Origin of the sequence: Halomonas sp. A29, from assembly GCF_046723295.1 — a bacterium.
GTDB lineage: Bacteria > Pseudomonadota > Gammaproteobacteria > Pseudomonadales > Halomonadaceae > Halomonas.
In genome coordinates this window covers 64,053-85,676 of the sequence record NZ_JAXQPR010000013.1, presented here as the reverse complement: position 1 = coordinate 85,676, position 21,624 = coordinate 64,053, and the positions used below count along the sequence as shown (strand labels likewise).

Genomic DNA, 21,624 nt, shown 5'->3' with positions numbered 1-21,624 from the left:
GGCACCTTCAAGGCTGTAACACCTCAGGCGATGGCAGGATCCAGCTCCCGTTTTGCCACACTGGCAGTGGCACCAAGGGATATGCGCTTGTCGCAGGTCCGCTCGATCAGTGCGGGATCATGACTCACCAGCATCACACCGCAATGCCGCTCGCGGGCCAGCTCCACCAGCAGCTCCAGCGTCTGCCGCTGGGTGATGGGGTCGAGCCGTGAGGTGGGCTCGTCAGCGAACAGGAAGCACGGCTCCAGCAGCAGCACGCGCAGGATGGCGAAGCGCTGCAGCTCGCCGCCCGAGATTTCGCCGGGGCGCCGCCCCAGCAGATTCTCGTCGAGCCCCAGGCGCGCCATCAGCGGCGGGATTGCAGCGCGATCCAGGCGATGGCGGCGCATCAGGTCGTCGAGCAGGCGGGAGAGCCGCCAGTGCGGTGAGAACGCCGCTGGCGGGTCCTGGTAGAGCTTCTGGAAACCCAGCGGGTGCCCCTGCGCACGGTGAATATCGCCGCTATCGGTGCGCGTCACGCCCAGCAGCATGTCGCCCAGGGTACTTTTGCCGCAGCCGGAGGGGCCGACCACGCCGACGATCTCGCCGGGGCTGACCGAGAGCGAAAGGTCGCGGAACAGCTCGCGCCCGCCACGGCTCTTGGCCAGGCCGGTGGCACTTACGACAGGCGCCCGGCGCTCGCCCAGTGGCTGCGGTCGCGGCCAGCGGCTGGGCTCGGCAGCCAGCAGTCGTTGGCCGTACTCACTCTGCGGGTGAGTGAGCACTTGCTGGACCGGGCCGCGCTCGACCACCTGGCCCTGGCGCAGGATGACCACCTCGCCACCCAGTCGGCGGGCCACGTCGATATCATGGGTAATGGTGAGCAGTGCGCCGCCGGCTTCGGGCGTGCGCGCCAGCAGCTCGACTACAGCGTCCCGGCGTGGTGCGTCGAGTCCCTTGGTGGGCTCGTCGGCGATCACGATGGGTGCGCCGCCGGCACTGGCGGCGGCAAAGGCCACGCGCTGCGCCATACCGCCGGAGAGCTCACCTGGCAGCCTGTTGCCCGCGTCAACCAGACCCAGTTCGGCCAGGTCGGCCCAGGCGGCCTGGCGGGCGGCGCGGCGGTCGCGTCCGGCCACGTGACGGTGGCTCTCGGCGACCTGGGAAACGGCGCGCATGGTCGGGTCCAGGGCATGCCAGGGCTCCTGGGGCAATAGCGCCAGACGGTGGCCCCACAGTGCGCGGCGTGACGTGCTGTCGGCGGCGTCGAACGCCTCGCCATCGATGACCAACTGGCCCTGGGCAACGAGCCCACGTGGCAGCGTGCCCATGATGGCCTGGGCGATCAGGCTCTTGCCCGAGCCGGTCTCACCGAGCAGGGTCAGGCGGCCGCCGGGTCCGAGCGAGCAGGAGAAGGGCGCGATCGTGACGCCCTCGCCCCGGATCGTCACGCCTTCGGCTTGAAGTAAGTATGTACTCATCTCGGATCCCTTCCTGCCAGCAGGTTCAGGCTCAATACCAGCACGAACAGCACGACGATGGGCTGGGCCATGGCCCAGGGCGCCTCATGGTAGTAGGGCAGCAGCTCGATCATCATTAGCCCCAGCTCGGCGGTGGGGGGACGCAGGCCGACGCTGACGAAGCCCAGCGCGGCCATGGCGAGTATTGCGCTGGCGGCACCGAAGGCGGCCAGGGTCAGCACCTGCGGTGCGAGCTCCGGCCATAGATGTCGGCGGAACAGGTAGAACGGGCCGAAGCCGAGCAGCCGGCTCGCCTCGAGCTGAGGGGTGGCGACCAATATCCGCGTGCGGGCCCTGACCACGCGGAAGTACTCGATCCACAGCACCAGCGAGATGCCGACGTAAAGCGCCCAGAAGTTGCCCGGGGCGATGGCTACCAGCAGCAGCACCAGCAGCAGGCCGGGCAGGGCCAGGCAGGCATCGGCCAGACTGCCCAGCACGCGGTCGGTCCAACCGCCGTGCCAGCCAGCAACCACGCCCAACAGCACGCCCGGAATGGCAGCGGTAGTCACGCTGAGCAGCGCCATGCCGAACGAGAGTTGCACGGCGGACGCCAGCCGGGCCAAAAGGCTACGGCCCAGGTGGTCGGTGCCGAGCGGTTCGGCAAGCGACGGCAACTGCAGGATGCGGGTCAACTGCTGGCGCGCAGGGTCGGCATCGGAGAGCCAGGGCACCAGCCAGGCGAAGGCGAGCAGCAGGGCGAGCAGCAGGGCGCCGAGGCGCTGGCGGCCATTCAAGGCAGGCAGCCAGCGACGAGCGGGAGTCATTGCTAGCGTGTTCATGCGCTGCGCCTCCTGGGATCGAGCCAATGACAAATCAGGTCCACCACGGTATTGAGGGCGACGAACATCAGCCCCATGACCAGGGCAGTGCCTTGGATCATCGGCACGTCGCGGGCGACGATGGCATGCACCAGGGCGTGGCCGATACCGGGCCAGGCGAACAGGGTCTCGACCACCACCACGCCCTCGATGAGATAGACGAACTGCACGCCGAGGTAGGCGACCACCGGCACCGCGGCGTTGCGCAGGCCGTGGCGCAGGAAGCTCAGGCGCTCGCCCAGGCCCTTTGTGCGCGAGAAGGCGTAGTAGGCTGACTGCGATACGTCGGCCATGGCGTTGCGCGCCACCCGGCTGGAGATGGCGGCCAGCGCCAGCGCCAGGGTGAGTGCCGGGAGCACGCCATGGGCGGGGCGGCCATGGCCGGCGGCGGGTAGCCAGCCGAGCGACACCGAGAAGATCAGGATCAGCAGCAGGCCCACGGCGAAAGGCGGCAGGGCACGCAGCACGCTGGCCGCCACTTCACTGACCCGGTCCAGCCAGCCATTGGGTTTGAGCCCGGCGATCAGCCCCAGCGGTGGGCCAAGCAGCAGCGAGAGCAGCACGGCCATCGCCGCGAGGCCCAGGGAGTGGCCGAGTTGGTGCCAAAGTTCATATATCACGGGCTGGCCGCTGACCAGCGAGCGGCCCAGGTCGAACTGCACCAGGTCCCACAGCCAGCCGAAGTAGGCAGTCAGCGCCGGCTGGTCCAGCGCCAGCTCGGCGCGCACGGCTTCGGCGGCATTGGTATTGACCATGTCGTGACCGTAACGCCCGGCGGCGATGCGGTAGGCCATGTCGCCGGGCAGCGAGCGGGTCAGCACGAAGGTCAGGGTGCCGACCATCCACGCCACCAGCCCGGCCTGGAATAGGCGCTGCAGCAGCAGGCCGCCCAGGCCTGCCGTCCAGCGTGGAGTCGTCTGTGAGGCCAACGCTAAACTCATTCGCTCCACCTCAGCTCGTCGATGCGGTAGCTGCGCTCCAGCGCATCGATGGAGAAGCCTTCCAGCTCGGCGTTGACCGCGGCGGTCTGCTGGTACCAGGCCACGGGCACGACCGGCATGGCCTCGTTCAGGCGTCGCGCGACCTGCCCTGCCAGTTCGGTACGGACCTCGGGGTCGGCCTCCTGGCGCAGGGTATCGAGCCAGGCTGCCAGGTCGTCGTCGCGCCAGCCCATAGCGCCCCAGTCGCCGCCCATGGCCTCGGGGTCGATGCCGAAGTCGTCGAGCAGGGTGCCGAGCGGGTCGGGCACCAGGCCGTAGTTGCGTGCCATCAGGCCCAGTTCCAGGCTGCCGTCCTGGTGGCCGGAAGGGATCGCGCTGGCGTTGCCCACCTCGACCTCCAGCGCCACGCCGATCTCGCGCCATTGATCCTGCAGGGCGGTAGCCACCAGCGGCAGCTCGGGGCGGTCGGAGAAGGTCCGCAGGGTCAGTGCGAAAGGCCGGCCGTCGCGTTCGAGCATGCCGCTGCCGTTGGCTTCCCAACCCAGCTCGGCGAGCAGCTCGCGGGCGCGCTCCACGTCCTGCGCTTCGTCGGCATCAAGACCCAGGTGCCAGGGCCCGAGGCTGGCCGGGAACAGCTCGGCGGCGGCGGCTTCGGGGTCACGCAGCAGGCCGGCGGCAATACCTTCGCGATCGATGGCCAGGCTCAGCGCCTGGCGGGCACGCTCGTCTTCGAGAATCGGATGAGAGGCGTTGACCTTGAACACGATGGTGCGCGGCAGCGGCTCCGCGTGCAGCGCAATGCGGTCGTGGCGCGCCAGACGCGCACGGCTGGCCGGATCGAGGGTGAACACCACGTCGGCATCGCCGCTCTCGGCCATCAGCGCGCGGGTCTCGCCGCGGCCTACCGCCAGGTAGCTGGCACTGTCGATGGCGGGCGCCTCGCCCCAGTAGTTGTCGAAGCGCTCCACGTCGAGCCGCTGCGGAGGAGCCACGTTTGCCACTCGGTAGGGGCCGGTACCTATCACCTGGGTGACCCGCCCCTCGTCGTCGAAGGCGCCCGGAGCAAGAATCAGGGTGGTGGAATGGGCCAGCAGGGCCGGCAGCGGTGCGAAGGGGCTCTCGAGCTTGATCACCACCTCGTTGCCGTCGGCCTCGATGCCGGTGATGGGCGCCGAATCGAGAATGCCCGGCTTGGCCAGGGCGTGCTGCAGGCTCGCGGCCGCCGCTTCCGCCGTCAGCGGGCTGCCGTCGTGAAAAGTAATGCCTTCACGCAGGGCGAAGCGCCAGGTCAGGCTGTCTTCACTGGGCTGCCAGGACGCTGCCAGCCCCGGTGCGGGCTGACCGTCGGCGTCGGTATCGACCAGTGTCTCGGCGACGCGCATGCGGGCGAAGACATAGCCCGAGGTCGACGGGTCGGGGCCGGTAATCTCCCAGGGGGCAACCACGGAGAGTGGGCGGTCGGCGGCTGCAGCAAGGGGCAGCAGGGCAAGACCCAGCAGCAGGGATCGGGGTGTCAGAGATCGGGATGAGAGGGGCATTTGCAGGATCATCCGTGCAGGGGTTCGATGAGTTGGAGGTTTGTGACGCAAGCGTTTCAGCCCGGATCCAGTGCCAGCAGCAGGCGGCGCTCACCCGGTGCGGGCTGAGGGCTACGGTGTATCAGGCCGCATTCTTCATTGCCGACCCAGCCACAGCCTTTCAGCAGGGCCAGGTCACCCACGCCGAGCTGCTGAATGGCGCCAGGGTCGGCCACGATATCGGGCTTGTCCGGATGCGGGGCGCCGAGCCCCGCTCGGTTGGCGGCATGTTCGGGCAACCACTCGCTGGCCGGGCCGGCATAGGTACTCACGAGACGCACCGGCAGGTTGTCGACGTGGAAGCGCGGACACATGGCCCCTTCCAGCGTGCGCAGGCGAATGCCGATGGTGTCGGTCGAGAAGAGATAGGCCATGGCCTCGGCGATGGTGCCGATATCCTCCACCAGCGCTTCACCTGCCTCGGGGGCAGGCAGCCGGCGTGCCAGATCGTCCTGCATTGCCTGGCCGGGTGCGCCTCGCCATTGCCATTCGAGACCGCGTTGGCAGCCTAGCTGCGCTTGTATGGCCAGGGTCAGGGCCGAGTCGAGCCGGCGCTCCATGACCGCCAGGGTAATCTCGTCGTCGAAGATACGTGGCAGAACCTCGATGTCCTGGCCGAATGCCCAGTGGGCAGGCATTGGCACGCCCAAAGGCGTGGTCACCCGGGAGTGGGGAGTCGGGAGAGCGGGCATTGACGGTAACCTTGATGAGTCAGTGTGGCTTGAAAGGTAACTATATAACATAACGTACGCTGGACTTGGCAAATCGTTCGCCCGATATGCGAAGGCAAGGTCGTGCCCAGCCCTGGCGTGACAGGATCAGGCAATGATTCGCCATTAATGGGCTAATCCTCATGGAAGCGACCTTCCTATACTCTGGCGTAGCCTCGAGTATCGAGACGCTGGGGTGGCGGGACGCATTGCCACCCAGCACCGCTGCCTATAACCAAAAAAGCGTGAGGAATCCCATGGCGACCCTGACCATCAATGGTGAATCCCATCAGCTCGACGTGCCCGATAACATGCCGCTGCTCTGGGCCCTGCGGGATGTCGTGAACCTGACCGGGACCAAGTACGGTTGCGGTGTGTCCCTGTGCGGCGCCTGTACCGTGCATCTCGACGGACAAGCGATCCGCTCGTGCACCACACCCGTTTCCGCCGCCGCCGGAAAGGAAGTGACGACCATCGAGGCGATCGGTGAGGACCGCGTCGGCAAGGTCGTGCAGGAGGCATGGCGCCAGCACGACGTGGTGCAGTGCGGATATTGCCAGTCCGGCCAGATCATGTCGGCCGTGGCCCTGCTACGCGACAATGCCGACCCCAGCGACGACGACATCGATTCCGCCATGAGCGGCAACATCTGTCGCTGTGCGACCTACGTTCGAATTCGTGCCGCGATCCATGACGCCGCCGAGAACCTGGCCTAAGGAGTGCTGTGATGGGAATTCTCAAGCAAGTGCCAGGCTCCGAGCAGGCAGCCGGGGGTGTCGTCAACGTCAGCCGGCGTCGCTTTCTGCAAGGTTCCACCGGCCTGGTGCTGGGGCTCTACCTGGCGCCGTTGGTCCTGAATGGAAACCGGGCCGCCGCGCAGGAAGACGCGGAGGCCGACTTCGAGCCCAATGCCTTCGTGCGGATTGCCGCTGATGGCACCGTCATCGTCCTGGCCAAGCACCTGGAGATGGGGCAGGGCACCTATACCGGGCTCGCCACCCTGGTCGCCGAGGAGCTGGACGCGGACTGGAGCCGCGTGAGAGTGGAAGGCGCCCCGGCGGATACCGAGCGCTACAAGAACCTCGCCTTCGGCCTGCAAGGCACCGGGGGCAGCACGGCCATCGCCAACTCCTACGAACAGATGCGTACGGCTGGCGCTACGGCCCGCGCCATGCTGGTGGCGGCCGCTGCCGAACGCTGGGGTGTCTCGGCCGAGGAGATCAGCGTCAGCCAGAGCGTGGTGAAGCATGAGGCATCAGGCCGCGAGGCGGACTTCAGCGAGCTTGCCGAGGCCGCTGGCGAGCTGCCGGTACCGCAGGAGGTGACGCTCAAGGATCCCAAGGATTTCACCTTGATCGGGACGCGTAACACGCCGCGTACGGACAGTGCCGGCAAGACCGACGGCAGCGCCGTCTTTACCCAGGACATCAAGTTGCCCGGTATGCTGATCGCAGTGCCGGCACACCCCAGCCGTTTCGGATCCCGGGTCGCGAGTTTCGACGACACCAAGGCCAGGGAAGTACCCGGCGTCGTCGATGTGGTGCAGTTCGCCGGCGGACCGCACCGCTTCGAGGGTGTGGCGGTGCTGGCGGAAAACACCTGGGCAGCGAGCCAGGGGCGCGATGCGCTGGAGATAGAGTGGGACGACAGCGAGGCTTTCTCGCTGGGCAGCGACGAGATCATGGCGCGCTATCGTGAACTGGCCGGGCAGGAAGGGACGATGGCGGCACAGCGTGGCGATGTGGCCGAGGCGCTGGCCGAGCCGGCGACCCTGATCGAGGCCGACTACGAGTTTCCCTACCTTGCCCATGCGGCCATGGAGCCGTTGAACTGCCTGGTCCAGTTGGGCGACGAACGCTGCGATATCTGGAACGGCGAGCAGTGGCAAACGATGGACCAGCAGTACGTGGCGGAGCTGCTGGGCATCGCCCCGGAGAACGTCAGCCTGACACAGCTGTATGCGGGAGGCAGCTTCGGCAGGCGTGGCAACCCGCACTCGGATTACTTGCTGGAGGCGGTTTCGATCGCCATGGCTGCGCGGGAGCAGGGTATCGATGCCCCGGTCAAGCTGGTCTGGATGCGTGCGGACGATACCCGCGGCGGCTACTACCGGCCGATGTATTTCCACCGCGGACGCCTGGCCCTCGATGCCGATGGCCAACTGATTGCCTGGCACCAACGCCTCGTTGGCCAGTCGATCGCACTGGGTACCTCCCTGGAGTCCTTCATGATTCAGGACGGGGTCGACGTGACCTCGGTCGAAGGTGCCTCGAACCTGGCCTACGACGTGCCCAACCTGCAGGTCGAGCTGCATACGCCGGAGGATATCGGCGTGCCGATTCAATGGTGGCGCTCGGTGGGACATACGCATACCGCGTTCTCGACGGAGTGCCTGATCGATGAGGCGGCAGTCGCCGCCGAGCAGGATCCCGTCGCGTTCCGTCGTGCGCTGCTGAGCGAGCACCCCCGCCTTCGTGGCGTACTGGACCTGGTGGCGGAGAAGGCAGGCTGGGACCAGCCGCTCGAGCCCGGTAGCGATGGGCAGCGGCGCGGCCGTGGTGTCGCCGTGCACGAGTCTTTCAGCTCCTTCGTTGCGGAGGTCGCCGAGGTTACGGTCGAGGAGGACGGTAGCTACCGTGTCGACCGGGTCGTGTGTGCGGTGGATTGCGGGATCGCCGTCAATCCGGACGTGATCGTGGCGCAGATGGAGGGTGGGATCGGCTTCGCTTTGGCAGCCGCGCTGCATGGCGAGATCACCCTGGAGGAGGGAGTCGTGCAGCAATCCAACTTCAACGACTACGAAGTGCTGCGCATCAATGAGATGCCGGCGGTCGAGGTGCACATCGTGCCGTCGACCGAAGCCCCTACCGGGGTTGGCGAGCCGGGTGTGCCACCGCTTGCCCCGGCCGTGGCCAATGCGCTCTTCGATGCGAGCGGCGAGCGGTTGCGCAAGATGCCGTTTGGCCGTCGGCTTCCGGTCTAGCCCCATGCAACATCTCGATCTCGAAGTGATTGAGAGCGGCAGCCGCTGGAGTCGTGCGGGCGACACCGTGTGGCTGTGCACGGTACTGGCGACCTATGGCTCGTCTCCCCGCGCGCCGGGGTCGCTGCTGGTGGCGTGCCGGAACGGGCGTCATGCCGGCTCGCTCTCGGGAGGCTGTGTCGAGGAGGACTTCTTGTCGCGGCTCGCGGCCGGCGATTTCCAGGCGCCCCTGCAGGTGATCCGTTACGGCGAATCGTCGGACGATCAGCAACGCCTGAAGTTGCCTTGCGGCGGCATTCTCGAGGTACTGATCGAGCGCATGGAGGCAGCGCCTTCCACGTGGCAGCACCTGGCTGCGCTGCAGGAGGCGCTGCACGGCCAGCAGCGGTTGATTCGCGAGGTCGATCTGACCACGGGTGAGGTCGACCTGCAGACCGAGGCCCCTCCGGGCGGCAGCCGCGATCAGGAGCGGCCGCGTGTCGAGCGCCAGGGTGAGCGCGTGCGAATCCGCGTAGGCCCGTCGCTGAGGCTGGTCATCGCGGGAGTGTCGCCGGTCTCGGTCGCGTGCGCCGAGTTTGCTCGTACCCTGGGCTTCGAGGTCGTGGTCTGCGACCCGCGCGAGGAAGAGATCGAAGCCTTCTCCGTTACGGGTGTCGAGCTACGCCCGGTGCTGCCGTCGATGTATCTCGTCAGTGAAGGCTGTCACGCCTCGACGGCCGTGGTGGCGCTGACTCACGATCCACGTATCGATGACCTGGCCATGATCGAAGCGGTGCGTACCCCGGCCTTCTATATCGGCGCAATGGGTTCGCGCCAGACCTCCGCGGCACGCGCCGAACGCCTGTCACGCTCGGGTGGGCTCAGCAGCGAGGAAATTGCGCGCATCCACATGCCGATCGGCCTCGATATCGGCAGCAAGACGCCCGCCGAGATCGCCCTGGCGGTCATGGCCGATATCGTGCGCGTCTATCATGGCAAGCCGCGGTAGCGGGCTCTGAGCACTATCACACTGGGCTGGCCAGGAGATTTCCCGTGGTCGCTTCTCGCTGCTGGGCGATTTCCTGGTTGGGCGGCGCACCGAACAGGCGACGATACTCGCGGCTGAATTGAGACGGGCTGTTGTAGCCGACCCGATGGCTGGCCGTCGAGGCGTTCACCCCCTCGCTCAGCATCAGCCGGCGCGCCTCGTGTAGGCGCAGTTGCTTCTGGAACTGCAGCGGTGACATCGAGGTCAGGTCCTTGAAGCGATGATGAAGCGTGGACGGGCTCATATGCACCGCAGCGGCCAGCTCCTCGATGCGCAGTGGCTCGGCGTAGCGCGACTTGAGCAGTTGGATGACCTCGGCGATGGATCTGCCCTGCCCATTGATGCCGGCAAGATCGCGCAAGCGGTGGCCCAATTCGCCACACAGCACCCGGTAATGGATCTCGCGCAGTATCAGCGGTGCCAGCGCGGGAATGTCGTGGGGCGTATCCAGCAGGCGCACCAGGCGCAACACCGCATCGATCAGCGAATCGGACATGCGCGCGACGAACAGGCCGCGGCGCTCGTCGCTGTCGATCGCCGGCTCGCCGGGGTCGTACTCGAGGAGCAGCTCACCGAGCATGGCGAGGTCGATGTCGAGCCGCGCACACAGGTAGGGCACCTGTGGGCTGGCCTCGATGATCTGGCCGGTGACCGGCAGGGCGAGGGAAACGACCAGGTAGTGGAGCGGATCGTAGATGAACGGCTGGCTGGCCAGCTCCATGCGCTTGCGGCCCTGTATCGCCACGAACAGGCTGGGTTCGGTGACGCATGGCATGGGAGCCGTCGTCTCGCTGACGCGAATCAGCGTCAGCGGCGCGATGGCGGAGCGGAAGAAGCCATCCTCGGGCGCCAGGCGTAGTGCCCTCTGGGTCAGTTCCGACTGATATACGCGTTCGGTCGGGCCGGTTTCCCGGCTAGTTCCCAGGCTAGTCTCAAGGGCGTGAACTGAATGATCCGTCATGGTCATGCTCCCCTTCGGCACAGTTTGTACCTTACTCCTTCCATTAAACCATGTACCAGGCCCGGTTTTGGTCGCTCCTGAAACTCAGCGAGTGCGTTATCGGCATCGCCCGGGGCCCCGGAGTCGGCTATGTTAGGGGGTCGGCGCTTGCACCGATAAGGTGCAGGCCAACAGGGAGGGGTATATGTCGCCATCATTGAAGGGCATTCTGTGCATGTGTGCCGGCGTGCTGTGCCTGGCCATAGGCGACGCCATCGCCAAATGGCTGGGCGAGGTTCACTCGCCGCTGCAGATCATCTTCTTTCGTACCCTGGTTTCGCTGCCGCTGATCGCCGTGCTGGCCCACTTCGGTGGCGGGCTCATCAAGCTGCGCACTCGCCGCCCCGGGGTGCATCTGATACGTGGCCTGATCTATACCGGCACCATGTTCTTCTTCGTACTAGGCCTGACGCTCTTGCCCCTGGCTGAGGCCACGGCCATCGCTTTTGCCGCACCGCTGTTCGTCACGCTGCTTTCGGTGCCGCTGCTCGGCGAGCGGGTCGATTATCAAGTCGTGGCGGCTTCGCTGCTGGGTTTTGCCGGCGTGATGGTGGTAGTGCGACCGGGCGGAGAGGGTTTCCATCCCGGTGCGTTGGTCATGCTGGCCGCTGCGGTTTTCTATGCTTTGCTGATGATCACTTCACGACGCTACGGTGGCCGCGAGCACCTCTGGGCGATGGTGTTCTATATCACCCTGGTGCCGCTGGTGATCACCTCCGTCACCCTGCCATGGGTCTGGCAGACGCCCCATCCCTGGCATTGGCTGGGCTTCCTGGGGGCGGGCATCATCGGCGTGGGGGCCACGGCCTTCATTACCCTGGCATTCCGTTTTGCTCCGGCAGCGATTGCCGCGCCCTTCGACTACACCGCGATGCTGTGGGCAGTACTGCTGGGCTGGTGGTTCTGGGGGGAGATGCCGGATATCTGGGTCTTCGTCGGCAGTGCGCTGATTATCGGCAGCGGTCTGGCGATCGCTTATCACGACCGCCGAACCACCCTGAAGCGCCGCCCGACGGCTTAGGCTCGGTTCAACCGCCAGCGCCGCCAATGGCGCGCAATCAGGCCGTGCTTGGGGGCCGCCAGCAGGGCGACGAAGAACAGGGTCGAGGCCACCAGCACGATGGCACCGCCCGAGGCGACGTCCAGCGACACCGAGAGTACCAGACCCAGCACGGCGGAGGTCACGCCGACAGCGACCGAGATGGCCAGCATGGTAGTGAAGCGGTCGGTGAGCAGGTGAGCCGTGGCGCCGGGGGTGATCAGCATTGCCACCACCAGGATGATACCCACGGTTTCCAGGCTGGCGACGATGGTCAGCGTCAGCAGCAGGATCAGCCCGTAGTGAATGACGCCGGTATTGAAGCCCAGCGCCTGGGCCTGCTGTGGGTCGAAGGTGTAGAGCAGCAGCGGGCGATAGGCCAGCCAGATGGCCAGCAGCGCCACCAGGCTGGCCAGCAGGGTCAATATCAGCGCCGAGGTCTGCACGCCCAGCACGTTGCCGAACAGAATGTGCATCAGGTGGGTGCTGGTGGCGATCTTGCTGATGATCACGATACCGAGCGCGAAGGCGGCGGTGAACATCAGCCCCATGGCGGCATCCGACTTGATGCGGGTGTGGCGCTCGATGGCGCCGATACCCAGCGAGGTCAGCGCGCCGGTGACGAAGGCGCCGATGAAGAACGGCCAGCCCAACAGGTAGGCGATGGCAACGCCAGGCAGCACCGCATGGGAGATGGCGTCGCCGAGCAGCGACCAGCGCTTGAGTACCACATAGCAGGAGAGCAGGCCGCAGATCGCCCCCACCAGTACCGAGGTAAGCAGGGCGCGTTGCATGAAGCGGTATTCGAAGGGGGCGGACAGGCTCTCGGGCAGCAGGTTGACCGCCATCATCAGCAGTGCCGTCAGCATGTCGATCACGCCCAGAGCCAATAGCTCAAGCTGCGACACGAGCACCTCCATGCCTGGCCTCGGGTGCCCCTACCGCCAGGCGTGCCAGCATGGCGTCGTTGAGCATTTCGTCCGGCGTGCCCATGCCGATCAAGGTGCGGTTGATCAGCAGTACGTTGTCGGCATGGCGGCGTGCGCTCGGCATGTCGTGGGTCACCATGATGACGGTGCGTCCGGCACCGCGTTCGCGCTCGAGGGTGGCAAGGATCAGGGCTTCGCTGGGAGGATCCACGCCTGCCAGGGGTTCGTCGAGCAGCAGGATCCTGGCCTGCTGCGCCAGGGCGCGTGCCAGCATCACGCGCTTCTTCTGTCCACCGGAAAGCTCGCCGATGGGGCGTGCGGCATGGTTGGCCATGTCGACGGCTTCCAGGGCGGCCTCCACGGCCTGCCGATGGCTGGGGTTGGCCCAGCGCCGGGGGGCCAGGCGCTGCCACAGCGGGTCATGGCGCATCAGGCCGTAGCGGCCGGTGAGTACCGTATCGCGTACCGAGATGGGAAAATCCCATTCCATGTTTTCCTGCTGGGCCATGTAGGCAATGCTGCCGGCGCGTCGCTGTGCGGCGGGGCTCTCGCCAAGAATCCGAAGCTCGCCGCGCAACGGCGCGAGGCTGCCGATCACCACGTTGAGCAGGCTCGACTTGCCGGCGCCGTTGGGGCCGACGATGGCCGTCCACTGCCCTTGGGGCAACGACAGGGTGACGTCCTCGAGCACGGTTTGCTGGTGGTAGGCCGCACAGAGCCGGTGTGCCTGAAGCGCCGGTGTAGGGTCAGTCATGGCCGCCTCCCAGGGCCTCGAGCAGCAGCCGAGCGTTGTGGCGCAGCATGCCGGCATAGTCCGGGGCTTCGCCCTCCGGCTCACTGAGGGAATCGACATAGAGCGGGCCGGCGATTTCCACCTGGGTTTCGCTGGCCACGCTGCGCACGTGACGGTCGGAAATGGTGCTCTCCCAGAAGATGGCGGCCGGCTGCTTCTCCTCGATCAGGTCGACGATGCGCATGACCTGATTGGGAGAGCCCTCCTGCTCGGCATTGTTGCCCCAGATGCCGTCGTGTTCGAAGCGGAAAGCGTCGGCGAAATAGAGGAAGGCCGCTTCGCTGGAAAGGATCAGGCGATGCTCATCGGGAATGTCGGCGAGGGCCTCCGTGAGTTCGTCATGCAGGGCGTGCAGCGATTCTGAAAGCGCCTCGCCGCGCGCCTGGAAGGCCTCGGCGGCGTCCGGCCGGGCCTCGGCGAGGGTGTTGGCGATCACCTGGGCGTATTCGGCAGCGGCACGCGGATCCATCCACATGTGCGGATCGGGCTCGCCGGCGAAGTCGCCGGTGGCGATCGGCTGGGTGGCGTAGCCGCTCTCCTCGGCCAGGGCGACCAGCGGCACGCCGTCGCTCACCGTGGCGCGGACCTGGCCCATCCACTGCTCGAGACCGTAGCCGTTGTAGAACACGACATCGGCTCTTTCGAGCGTGATGAAATTGCTCGGCACCAGTTCCCATTCGTGCACCTCAGCGCCGACCGGGGTCAGGACGTCGACCTGGGCATCGTCACCCGCGACCTCGCGCACCAAGTCCCCCAGCACGGAGAAGGTGACCGCCACCCGCAGCGGCGGCTCCTCGGCATGGGACGCGGTCGACAGCACGATCGTTAGGGCGCTGAGCAGCACCAATCCCTTGGGGACCAGCATCAGTCACTCTCCTCGGACGGCGGAGCCGTTGAATGTTGGTTGTTTCGTTTCAGTGAGTTTCTAAGTGCATGGCTAGTATTTTAGCCAAGGTTAACTTGTAGGGTAGTAGGAAATTCCTATCGGGGCACTGTTGCTGCCCTATCAGTACTTTGGCTATATTGGCGCGATGACCGACTCCCCGAACGATGTGACGCCTGATCGCCTGAGCAAGGCGGACGCCCTGCCGCCTAGCGACCAGCATGCGCAGCAGTACGCCGCCGTGCGCAACGCCCATGAAACCGAGCTTATTGAAGATTACGTGGAGCTGATTGCCGACCTGCAGGAACATCAGGGGGAAGCGCGTTCGACTGACATCGCTGCCCGCATGGGTGTCAGCCAGGCCACGGTGTCGAAAATGGTGACCCGGCTCAAGGCGCTGGAACTGGTTTCCAGCAAGCCCTACCGCTCACTGTTCCTGACCGAGAAAGGGGAAAGAATGGCGGCGATGTCGCATCAGCGCCACGCCATCGTGCTGCAGTTCCTGCGTGCCCTTGGCGTCAGCGACCGTACCGCGCGCATCGATGCCGAAGGCATGGAGCACCACGTCAGCCAGGAAACCCTGGACGTCATGCAGCGCTTCGCGCGTGCCCAGGAGCGCCGTAGCTCCTGAGAGGCGCTCTGCTTATCGCACTCCCACCTGCTTCACTCTTGCTTGCTTCAGGTAGCCTTTCAATCGCCGAAGAACGCCCGGGCGGCGGCTTCCGGGTCCGGCTGTCCGCAGATTGCCGAGACCACCGCCGGACCCTGCGCGCCGGCTGCGCGCACCTGGCGGGCGTGCTCGGCCTTGAGTCCGCCGATGGCCACCGCCGGCAGGGGGCTTGCCGCTACCAGTGAGGCCAAGCCGTCGAAGCCGAGCGGCGTGGCGTGGTTCTGCTTGGTGGCGGTGGCGAACACCGGGCCCAGGCCCAGGTAGTCCAGTGCCGCCGGGTCGAGGCGGCTGAGCTGGCCATGGTTTTGTACCGAGAGACCGAGAATGGCCCTCTCGCCCAGGGCGGCCCGGGCAGCGGCCACGTCGCCGTCGTCCTGGCCGAGATGCAGGCCGTCGGCGCCGCTCGCCACCGCCACCGCCAGGCGATCATTGATGATCAGGGGTACGCCGCTGCCGGCGAGCGCCGTCTTCAGGCGCCGCGCCTGGTCGATCAGCTCACCGTCGGAAGCCTGCTTGTCGCGCAGTTGTACGACGGTAACGCCACCGCGTACCGCGGCGACGACGGTTTCCACCAGACCGTGGCGGGCGCAGAGTTCGGGGTCGGTTACCAGATAGAGAGAAAGATCCAGGCGCATGTATCTCACCGCAAGGGATGGGTCATGCCTCGATCATACCTGGCACTCGAGGTGTCGTCAGGGCGCTGGGGCGGCGGCTCCCAAAAAACGGTCCTGCCAGTAGTCGATATGCAGCGGCACGCTGGTGACCTTGCGCCCGCTGCCGGGGGCATGAATCATCTGGCCGTTGCCGCGATAGATACCGACATGGGTGGCCTTGCGCCGGTCGCCGAAGAACAGCAGGTCGCCGGGTTGGGCACGATCGACGGCCGGCAGGGCGCGGTACTGCTCATCGGCGGTGCGCGGTACCTTGATGCCCGCAGAACGATAGGCCATCTCCACCAGGCCCGAACAGTCGAGCCCCTCAGCGGAGTTGCCACCCAGGCGATAGGGGGTGCCCAAGGCACTCTTGGCGGTGGCGAGTATCAAGGCGCGTTCGATGGAGAGGGCATCCGAGCCAGGCCGCGGGTCATGGGTGGCCAGGTCACGGCTGGCGCAGCCGGCCAGCAGCGTCAGTGCCAGCAGGCAGGCCAGATGGCGAAAGAAAGGCCTGGCGTGCTGACTGAAGAATCTCAGTGCAAGCGGGGGCGGCAGGGACGAGATCGGCATCGGCAGTCGCTCTACGCAGCGGTACTTTTCCTACTTTAGCGCGAACCGTGCGCCCATGGCAGCCGCATGTTGCTGGAAAAACGTCGCAGCGATCCGCATCATCGTGGCGACACGCGACAGCATAGGAGAGAGGCAATGAGCTTCAAGGGAGAGCAGCACCCCGGAGTGAAGACACCGACGGCGGATACGCAGGGCTTTCGCCTCAATCACACCATGTTGCGGGTCAAGGACCCGGAAAAGGCGCTGGCCTTCTATACCCGCGTATTCGGCATGCAGGTCCTGCGCCGGCTCGACTTCGAGGAGCTGGGCTTCTCGCTCTACTTCCTGGCCAAGCTGGATGAGGGTGATGCGGTGCCCGAAAACGAGGGTGAGCGGACCGTATGGACTTTCAGCCAGCGGGGCTTGCTCGAGCTGACCCACAACTGGGGTACCGAGACCCAGGAGGACTTCACCTATCACGATGGCAACGCCCAACCCCAGGGCTTCGGCCACATCTGCTTCTCGGTGCCCGATCTCGAGGCCGCCGAGGCTTGGTTCGATGCCAACGATGTCACCTTCGTCAAGCGCTCGGACCAGGGCAAGATGAAGGACGTGGTGTTCGTCAAGGATGTCGACGGCTACTGGATCGAGGTGGTCCAGGCCGATCGCCTGGCGGCGTTGGGGGCTTGAATTTCTCGCCATGAGACGCACCGACGCCGCCCTGTTGGGCGGCGTCGGGGTTACAGTCGTTGCCCGTGCTGAAAGCAGGAACCTGCTGCCATCATCCTTCTTCGGGCAGGCCGCCGAGCTCTTCGATCAGCGCCTTGTAGCCCTCCACCTGATCGCGGAGCGTCTGGGTGATTTCCTCTTCGGGAATGTAGGTCACCGGCATCAGGATGCGCTCCTCGGTGATCTCGATGAAGCGCGGATCCTCGGTGGCCAGTTCCAGGGCTTCGGCCAACCGCTCGACGTGGGCGTCCGGGGTATTCTTGGGCACCATGGCCACGCGGATCTCGGCAGCGTTGACGTCGTAGCCGGCTTCCTGCAGGGTCGGCGCATCGGGGAACGCCACCAGGCGGTCTTCTGCGAGGCTCAACAGTACCGGCATTTCGCCTGTCTCGGCATAGCCGGAATGGGTGCCGCCGCTGTAGGCGAAATCGACATCGCCGGAAAGGATCAGTGGCGCCATGCCGGCACCGCCGGAAGTCGGCACGACGCGCAGGTCGAGCCCTTCCTGCTGGGCGATGTACTGAATGATCATGCGATCCAGCGCGGTCTGGGTGGCATAGCTCATGCCCGGGTTCTCACGGGCATACTCCACCAGTTCTTCCCAACTGTTACCGAATGGGCGGTCCTCGCCGGTGACGATGGCCGATTGTCCAAGGGTCACGCCGGCCACATAGCGGAAGTCGTCCAGCTCATAGTTCGCCTCGCTGGAGAGCGGGCCGAAGGTAATGGTCATCGAGGTGCCGAAGACGAAGGTGTAGCCCTCGTCGCGGCTGTTGGTCAGGCGGGCCAGGGCCACGCCGCCGCCGGCGCCCGGTTGGTTGACCACGTTCACCGGCTGGCCGAGTTCCTCGGCAAGAATGTCGGCCAGCACGCGGGCCTGGATGTCGGTGCTGCCGCCAGCGCCCCAGCCGACCACCATGGTCAGCGGCTTGGTGGGGAAGTCATTGGCCTGGGCCAGGCCGGCGGTGCCGAAGACCATGGCCGAGGAGAGCAGAACAGTTCCCAGTAGTTGTCTTTTCATGATGTCGATCCTCTGGATTGCGTTGTTGTGGTTGGTGGTGCCGCCGGGAGATGCCGGCAGCGGGATCATGTGCGTGGAGACAAGCGAGTGCGTCGCCATTGGCGATAGCCGCTCCAGGACAAGTGAAGTACCAGCAGGGCCGTGAAGATGACGAAGACCAGGGCAATCGGCCTGTTGAGCAGGATGCCGATGTCGCCGCCTGAGAGGATCACCGATTGGCGCAGGTTCATTTCCAGCATGGGAGTGACGATGAAGGCGACCAGGAAGGTGACGAAGGAGTAGTCGAACTTCTTCAGGAAGTAGCCGAAGATCGCGAAGGCGAACACCGTGATCAGGCCGAAGGTGCCGTAGCCCTGGACCTGGATCCCTGCCAGGCACAGGAAGATCACCACCGGGATCACGATATGCGGCGGTACGCTGGTGACCTTGGCGAAGATGCGCAGGCCGTACCAGCCCACCGCCAGCATCAGCACGCTCGCCACGATCATTCCCGAGAACAGCGTGAAGAGCATCTGCGGATGGTCGCGCAGCATCAGCGGCCCCACCTGAATGCCGTGGATCATGAAGGCACCTACCAGCAGCGCCGCCGATACGCTGCCGGGGATCCCGAGGCCGAAAAGCGGGATGTAGCTGGCCGGGATCACCGCATTGTCGGCAGATTCGGCGGCGGCGATGCCGTTGGGGTTGCCCTTGCCGAAGCTGTCCGGGTCCTTGGCAGTGCGCTTGGCCAGCCCATAGGCCATGAAGGCTCCCACCGACGGACCCAGTCCCGGCAGGGCGCCGACGAAGGCCCCCACGCCGGTACTCCTCAGGATGGTCGGTAGGGTGCTCTTGAACTCCTGATAGGAGAGATCGTCATCGCTGTCCTTGCCCAGCTTGATCACGCTGGCGCCCTTGTTGCGACGATACGCGTCGAGCTGCACGAACATCTCGGCCAGGGCCAGGGTGCCGATCACCAGCGGCAGGATCGGCACGCCCTCCATCAGTTCGGCATAGCCGAAGGTCAAGCGCGACGCCCCGGTCTCCGGATCGAGCCCCACGGTGCCGAGCACGACACCCATGCCGCCGGCAGCCAGCCCCTTGAGGAAAGAGCCGCCCGCCATACCGGCAATGAACACCAGGGCGAAGAGCAGAATGGCGGCCAGTTCATAGGGGCCGAACTTGAGTGCCACCGAAGCGAAGGGTATGGCCACTGCGATCAGCAGCAGGGTGGCCAGCAGGTCGCCTATCACTGATGCCAGCAGACCCACCTTGAGCGCCTTGCGAGGCTTGCCGGCGCTCGCCATGGGGTAGCCGTCCAGGCAAGTGGCGGCAGAAGAAGGTTCGCCCGGCGTGTTGAGCAGGATGGCCGAGACCGCGCTGCCTGCGGCGGTGCCCTTCGAGAGGCCGATCAGAAAGGCGATGGCGGCATAGGCCGACATGTAAAACGTCAGCGGAATGGCGATGGCGATGGCCACCGCACGATTGAGCCCTGGAATTACACCGACGATGTAGCCGAGCAGCACGCCGCCGAGGATGACGGCAATGGACTCGTAGTGCAGGGCGGCCGCAAAAGAGGCAAGAATGGCATCGAACCCGATCATCTCACACCACCCCGATGCGCATCAGGTGCGCGGTCAGTACATAGAGGCATGCGGCGGGAATGGCGGCGGTCAAGACCACCACGTGCCAGCGGCGCTCACCCAGGATCAGCAGCAACCCGGCGATCAGGGCCGGGGCGACCCAGGTGAGCGGAAAACGGTCGACCAGCACGATGAAGCCCAGCACATAGAGAAACGGCCACGTCTGGTGCCAGAGGTGGCCGATCTCGGGAAGGCGAGCGAAGGGCTGGCGCTGGCGGATCAGGGCGACGGCACTCAGCAGGGCGAGAGCGGCGGCGCAGGCCAGCATCACCCAGGCCCCCAGGGTGGCCAGGGTACGCGGATGCATGCCAACGGCGAAACCGCGACCGCCATATGCGGGAATGATCCAGACCAGCAGTAGCCCCGCGATGGCGGTGACACCCAGCCCCGACCAGAAATTCATGCGTATTACGGAAGGTTTTTCGGTCATTTTGTTTTTGAAGCGCCGATTCGGTAACTGAAGGGGAATATCTGTTAAGGCCTGGCAACGATTGAAACAATTGGTGGATGTGGTGGGATTTAGCGCTGCGTTGCACTCTGATGCACTTTCTGCGAACGTAAGTGCATCAGACTGCACCACTTCGCTTGGCGCCCTGGGAGCTACAGATGAATGATGACTTCGTCGCCAACTTGCGCCTGCTGTGCAGCTACTACCCCTCCATTGCTGAAGTATGTCGTCGGCTGGAGATCAATCGCGCCCAGTTCAACCGCTACCTGAAAGGTCGCTACCGACCCCGGCATGCCGCCATGCAGCGGCTGTGCGCTTTCTTCGGGGTAGAGGAGCACGAGCTCTACCTGCCCCATGAAAACTTCGTCACCCTGGTGCAGGCGGGAAGAATACCGAACGAATCGTCACGTCGGGCGGGAGTCAGCTGGCCGGACGAGCTGCTCTATCGTGGTCGTGAGGGGATGTCGCGTTACCTGGGGCGCTACTTCGAGTACTACCATTCGATGTCGCAGCCAGGGCACCTCATCCGCACGCTGGTATGTCTTGAGGAGCGGGACAGCGGCATCGTCTATCAGCGCACCGAGCGCATGCAGGGCACGACCCAGGCCCGGCCTTGCCACAACCTCTACATGGGGGTAGCGGTCAAGCTGGCGGATCGTATCTTCCTGACCGATCACGAAGCCCTCAATGGATATGAAGTGACTCACACCATTCTGTTTCCGACCTTCCAGAGCCAGGTGACGCGGCTTACCGGGCTAAGACTCGGTGTAGCGGACAACAGCGAGCGCATGCCCTGTTGTGTGCGAGTGCTCTTCGAGCGCTTGGATGAACAGGTGGGCCTGCGTCAGGCCCTGTCGCAGTGTGGGCTGCTCTCCCTCGACGACCCCAGTCTGGACGCCGAACTCATCGCTGCGGTGCATAACGACGTGGCCCCGGGAGAGCAGCATTTTCGTGCTCGCCACCAGGGCGAGTTCTAGGCGAAGGCGTAGACATCCATGGCCAGCACCCCTTCCTCCACGCTGTGGTGCAGGCGCTTTGCCTGGTCGCCGGCGCCCATGGCCACCAGCAGCGGCTGGAAGTGCTCGGGTGTGGGGTGGTTGCGCTTGGCCTGGGGCGCGGCTTCCCACGCCAGCAGTGCGTCGCGTTCGCCTGCGGTCAGCTTGCCGTGCACCCAGTCGACGAACTCGCCGACCCAGGCCGGCATCGGCGTACCCTCTACCTGCATCTCGCTCAGGTTGTGGGTCAGGCTGCCGGAGCCGATCACCAGGACGCCTTCAGAGCGCAACACTGCCAGTGTGGCGCCGATCTCCGCCAGGGCCTGATTCGACCAGGTCACCGGCAGCGACAGCGACACCACCGGCACGTCGGCCGTGGGGAACATCAGTGACAGCGGCACCCAGGTACCGTGATCGAGGCCACGTTCGATGGGTATGGCATTGAGCTCACGGGCCAGGCGCATGGCCAGTTCCGGCTCGCCGGGGGCGGGGTACTGGCATTCGTAGAGTGCGCGCGGAAAGCCGCCGAAGTCGTGGATGGTCTCGGGGTGGGCGCTGGTGCTCACCAGCAGGCGCTCGCTGGCCCAGTGGGCCGATATCACCACGATCGCCTTGGGCGAGAGGGTCGGGCCAAGCTCACGCAGGAAATCGTGGGCCGGCCCCGGGGTGAGGGCCAGCATGGGTGAGCCGTGAGAAATAAAGAAGCTGGGTAGCATGGGATGGCTCCTGTGAACG

Annotated in this window: 22 protein-coding genes; 7 read left to right on the top strand and 15 right to left on the bottom strand. The window is 65.7% G+C overall.

Going from position 1 to position 21,624, the window contains the following annotated elements:
• Window positions 1-23: 23 nt before the first annotated feature.
• The 5 genes from SPH52_RS20415 to SPH52_RS20395 are packed head-to-tail and all read right to left on the bottom strand — an operon-like array spanning window position 24 to window position 5,530.
• A complete protein-coding gene (locus SPH52_RS20415) occupies window positions 24-1,460 on the bottom strand; it encodes an ABC transporter ATP-binding protein (RefSeq protein ID WP_411796879.1) in 1,437 nt (478 codons plus the stop codon).
• Window positions 1,457-2,281 carry an ABC transporter permease gene (locus SPH52_RS20410; protein WP_411796878.1) on the bottom strand — a complete coding sequence of 275 codons (825 nt, stop codon included), beginning with the start codon at window positions 2,279-2,281 and terminating at the stop codon, window positions 1,457-1,459. Before SPH52_RS20410 ends, SPH52_RS20415 begins: the two co-directional genes overlap by 4 nt.
• Window positions 2,278-3,261, bottom strand: coding sequence for an ABC transporter permease (locus SPH52_RS20405; RefSeq protein WP_411796877.1), 984 nt, complete (start codon window positions 3,259-3,261; stop codon window positions 2,278-2,280). Before SPH52_RS20405 ends, SPH52_RS20410 begins: the two co-directional genes overlap by 4 nt.
• Window positions 3,258-4,799, bottom strand: a complete 1,542-nt coding sequence (locus tag SPH52_RS20400; protein ID WP_411796876.1) for an ABC transporter substrate-binding protein — start codon at window positions 4,797-4,799, stop codon at window positions 3,258-3,260. The genes SPH52_RS20405 and SPH52_RS20400 overlap by 4 nt, the downstream gene beginning before the upstream one ends.
• 56 nt (window positions 4,800-4,855) lie before the next feature.
• Window positions 4,856-5,530 (bottom strand): DUF1826 domain-containing protein, encoded by a 675-nt coding sequence (locus tag SPH52_RS20395; RefSeq protein ID WP_411796875.1) that lies wholly within the window; start codon window positions 5,528-5,530, stop codon window positions 4,856-4,858.
• 275 nt (window positions 5,531-5,805) lie between these two features.
• Between SPH52_RS20395 and SPH52_RS20390 the strand changes: the two genes are divergently transcribed.
• From SPH52_RS20390 to SPH52_RS20380, 3 genes are read left to right on the top strand one after another with little or no spacing between them, the layout of a single operon-like run.
• Window positions 5,806-6,264, top strand: a complete 459-nt coding sequence (locus tag SPH52_RS20390) for a (2Fe-2S)-binding protein (RefSeq protein WP_411796874.1) — start codon at window positions 5,806-5,808, stop codon at window positions 6,262-6,264.
• A gap of 11 nt (window positions 6,265-6,275) precedes the next feature.
• Window positions 6,276-8,531, top strand: coding sequence for a molybdopterin cofactor-binding domain-containing protein (locus tag SPH52_RS20385; protein ID WP_411796873.1), 2,256 nt, complete (start codon window positions 6,276-6,278; stop codon window positions 8,529-8,531).
• Between the two features lie 4 nt (window positions 8,532-8,535).
• Window positions 8,536-9,519, top strand: coding sequence for an XdhC family protein (locus tag SPH52_RS20380; RefSeq protein WP_411796872.1), 984 nt, complete (start codon window positions 8,536-8,538; stop codon window positions 9,517-9,519).
• A gap of 16 nt (window positions 9,520-9,535) precedes the next feature.
• Here the strand turns inward: SPH52_RS20380 and SPH52_RS20375 are convergent, their stop codons facing one another.
• On the bottom strand, window positions 9,536-10,519 hold the full coding sequence (locus SPH52_RS20375) for an AraC family transcriptional regulator N-terminal domain-containing protein (protein ID WP_411796871.1): 984 nt from the start codon (window positions 10,517-10,519) through the stop codon (window positions 9,536-9,538).
• 184 nt (window positions 10,520-10,703) lie between these two features.
• Here SPH52_RS20375 and SPH52_RS20370 point away from each other — a divergent pair, with 184 nt between their 5' ends.
• Window positions 10,704-11,579: a DMT family transporter gene (locus SPH52_RS20370; RefSeq protein WP_411796870.1), complete on the top strand. Its 876-nt coding sequence runs from the start codon at window positions 10,704-10,706 to the stop codon at window positions 11,577-11,579.
• On the opposite strand, the gene SPH52_RS20365 is transcribed toward SPH52_RS20370, so the two are convergent.
• From SPH52_RS20365 to SPH52_RS20355, 3 genes are read right to left on the bottom strand one after another with little or no spacing between them, the layout of a single operon-like run.
• Window positions 11,576-12,466 (bottom strand): metal ABC transporter permease, encoded by an 891-nt coding sequence (locus tag SPH52_RS20365; RefSeq protein ID WP_411796893.1) that lies wholly within the window; start codon window positions 12,464-12,466, stop codon window positions 11,576-11,578. The two genes, SPH52_RS20370 and SPH52_RS20365, sit on opposite strands and share 4 nt — an antisense overlap.
• 25 nt (window positions 12,467-12,491) lie before the next feature.
• Window positions 12,492-13,280, bottom strand: a complete 789-nt coding sequence (locus SPH52_RS20360) for a metal ABC transporter ATP-binding protein (protein ID WP_411796869.1) — start codon at window positions 13,278-13,280, stop codon at window positions 12,492-12,494.
• The gene (locus tag SPH52_RS20355; RefSeq protein WP_411796868.1) at window positions 13,273-14,184 is read right to left on the bottom strand and encodes a metal ABC transporter solute-binding protein, Zn/Mn family; all 912 of its coding nucleotides are present in this window, start codon (window positions 14,182-14,184) and stop codon (window positions 13,273-13,275) included. Before SPH52_RS20355 ends, SPH52_RS20360 begins: the two co-directional genes overlap by 8 nt.
• Window positions 14,185-14,350: 166 nt before the next feature.
• On the opposite strand from SPH52_RS20355, the gene mntR reads away from it, so the two are divergent.
• Window positions 14,351-14,833 carry a manganese-binding transcriptional regulator MntR gene (mntR, locus tag SPH52_RS20350; RefSeq protein ID WP_411796867.1) on the top strand — a complete coding sequence of 161 codons (483 nt, stop codon included), beginning with the start codon at window positions 14,351-14,353 and terminating at the stop codon, window positions 14,831-14,833.
• A 59-nt stretch (window positions 14,834-14,892) separates the two neighbouring features.
• On the opposite strand, the gene thiE is transcribed toward mntR, so the two are convergent.
• A complete protein-coding gene (gene thiE, locus SPH52_RS20345; protein ID WP_411796866.1) occupies window positions 14,893-15,507 on the bottom strand; it encodes a thiamine phosphate synthase in 615 nt (204 codons plus the stop codon).
• Window positions 15,508-15,564: 57 nt separating this feature from the next.
• A complete protein-coding gene (locus SPH52_RS20340) occupies window positions 15,565-16,095 on the bottom strand; it encodes a C40 family peptidase (protein WP_411796865.1) in 531 nt (176 codons plus the stop codon).
• Window positions 16,096-16,230: 135 nt separating this feature from the next.
• On the opposite strand from SPH52_RS20340, the gene gloA reads away from it, so the two are divergent.
• Window positions 16,231-16,764 carry a lactoylglutathione lyase gene (gene gloA, locus SPH52_RS20335; protein ID WP_411796864.1) on the top strand — a complete coding sequence of 178 codons (534 nt, stop codon included), beginning with the start codon at window positions 16,231-16,233 and terminating at the stop codon, window positions 16,762-16,764.
• Between the two features lie 91 nt (window positions 16,765-16,855).
• Here gloA and SPH52_RS20330 read toward each other — a convergent pair whose 3' ends face one another.
• From SPH52_RS20330 to SPH52_RS20320, 3 genes are all read right to left on the bottom strand, one after another.
• Window positions 16,856-17,824: a Bug family tripartite tricarboxylate transporter substrate binding protein gene (locus SPH52_RS20330; RefSeq protein ID WP_411796863.1), complete on the bottom strand. Its 969-nt coding sequence runs from the start codon at window positions 17,822-17,824 to the stop codon at window positions 16,856-16,858.
• A 65-nt stretch (window positions 17,825-17,889) separates the two neighbouring features.
• Entirely contained in the window at window positions 17,890-19,407 is a 1,518-nt protein-coding gene (locus tag SPH52_RS20325) for a tripartite tricarboxylate transporter permease (RefSeq protein ID WP_411796862.1), read from the bottom strand.
• Between the two features lies 1 nt (window position 19,408).
• Complete coding sequence (locus tag SPH52_RS20320) at window positions 19,409-19,849, bottom strand: hypothetical protein (protein WP_411796861.1); 441 nt, start codon at window positions 19,847-19,849, stop codon at window positions 19,409-19,411.
• A 203-nt stretch (window positions 19,850-20,052) separates the two neighbouring features.
• On the opposite strand from SPH52_RS20320, the gene SPH52_RS20315 reads away from it, so the two are divergent.
• Entirely contained in the window at window positions 20,053-20,871 is an 819-nt protein-coding gene (locus SPH52_RS20315; protein ID WP_411796860.1) for a helix-turn-helix domain-containing protein, read from the top strand.
• Here the strand turns inward: SPH52_RS20315 and SPH52_RS20310 are convergent.
• Entirely contained in the window at window positions 20,868-21,605 is a 738-nt protein-coding gene (locus SPH52_RS20310) for a DODA-type extradiol aromatic ring-opening family dioxygenase (protein WP_411796859.1), read from the bottom strand. The genes SPH52_RS20315 and SPH52_RS20310 overlap by 4 nt on opposite strands.
• Between the last annotated feature and the right edge of the window lie 19 nt (window positions 21,606-21,624).

Excerpts from the sequence above, each read along its gene's own strand:
- SPH52_RS20380 (WP_411796872.1), top strand. The coding sequence starts at position 8,536 with ATGCAACATCTCGATCTCGAAGTGATTGAGAGCGGCAGCCGCTGGAGT.
- SPH52_RS20355 (WP_411796868.1), bottom strand. The coding sequence starts at position 14,184 with ATGCTGGTCCCCAAGGGATTGGTGCTGCTCAGCGCCCTAACGATCGTG.
- SPH52_RS20410 (WP_411796878.1), bottom strand. The coding sequence starts at position 2,281 with ATGAACACGCTAGCAATGACTCCCGCTCGTCGCTGGCTGCCTGCCTTG.
- thiE (WP_411796866.1), bottom strand. The coding sequence starts at position 15,507 with ATGCGCCTGGATCTTTCTCTCTATCTGGTAACCGACCCCGAACTCTGC.
- SPH52_RS20370 (WP_411796870.1), top strand. The coding sequence starts at position 10,704 with ATGTCGCCATCATTGAAGGGCATTCTGTGCATGTGTGCCGGCGTGCTG.
- SPH52_RS20375 (WP_411796871.1), bottom strand. The coding sequence starts at position 10,519 with ATGACGGATCATTCAGTTCACGCCCTTGAGACTAGCCTGGGAACTAGC.
- SPH52_RS20320 (WP_411796861.1), bottom strand. The coding sequence starts at position 19,849 with ATGAATTTCTGGTCGGGGCTGGGTGTCACCGCCATCGCGGGGCTACTG.
- SPH52_RS20400 (WP_411796876.1), bottom strand. The coding sequence starts at position 4,799 with ATGCCCCTCTCATCCCGATCTCTGACACCCCGATCCCTGCTGCTGGGT.
- SPH52_RS20405 (WP_411796877.1), bottom strand. The coding sequence starts at position 3,261 with ATGAGTTTAGCGTTGGCCTCACAGACGACTCCACGCTGGACGGCAGGC.
- SPH52_RS20385 (WP_411796873.1), top strand. The coding sequence starts at position 6,276 with ATGGGAATTCTCAAGCAAGTGCCAGGCTCCGAGCAGGCAGCCGGGGGT.
- mntR (WP_411796867.1), top strand. The coding sequence starts at position 14,351 with ATGACCGACTCCCCGAACGATGTGACGCCTGATCGCCTGAGCAAGGCG.
- gloA (WP_411796864.1), top strand. The coding sequence starts at position 16,231 with ATGAGCTTCAAGGGAGAGCAGCACCCCGGAGTGAAGACACCGACGGCG.
- SPH52_RS20340 (WP_411796865.1), bottom strand. The coding sequence starts at position 16,095 with ATGCCGATCTCGTCCCTGCCGCCCCCGCTTGCACTGAGATTCTTCAGT.
- SPH52_RS20360 (WP_411796869.1), bottom strand. The coding sequence starts at position 13,280 with ATGACTGACCCTACACCGGCGCTTCAGGCACACCGGCTCTGTGCGGCC.
- SPH52_RS20395 (WP_411796875.1), bottom strand. The coding sequence starts at position 5,530 with ATGCCCGCTCTCCCGACTCCCCACTCCCGGGTGACCACGCCTTTGGGC.
- SPH52_RS20415 (WP_411796879.1), bottom strand. The coding sequence starts at position 1,460 with ATGAGTACATACTTACTTCAAGCCGAAGGCGTGACGATCCGGGGCGAG.
- SPH52_RS20330 (WP_411796863.1), bottom strand. The coding sequence starts at position 17,824 with ATGAAAAGACAACTACTGGGAACTGTTCTGCTCTCCTCGGCCATGGTC.
- SPH52_RS20365 (WP_411796893.1), bottom strand. The coding sequence starts at position 12,466 with ATGCTGACGGCACTGCTGATGATGGCGGTCAACCTGCTGCCCGAGAGC.
- SPH52_RS20315 (WP_411796860.1), top strand. The coding sequence starts at position 20,053 with ATGAATGATGACTTCGTCGCCAACTTGCGCCTGCTGTGCAGCTACTAC.
- SPH52_RS20310 (WP_411796859.1), bottom strand. The coding sequence starts at position 21,605 with ATGCTACCCAGCTTCTTTATTTCTCACGGCTCACCCATGCTGGCCCTC.
- SPH52_RS20325 (WP_411796862.1), bottom strand. The coding sequence starts at position 19,407 with ATGATCGGGTTCGATGCCATTCTTGCCTCTTTTGCGGCCGCCCTGCAC.
- SPH52_RS20390 (WP_411796874.1), top strand. The coding sequence starts at position 5,806 with ATGGCGACCCTGACCATCAATGGTGAATCCCATCAGCTCGACGTGCCC.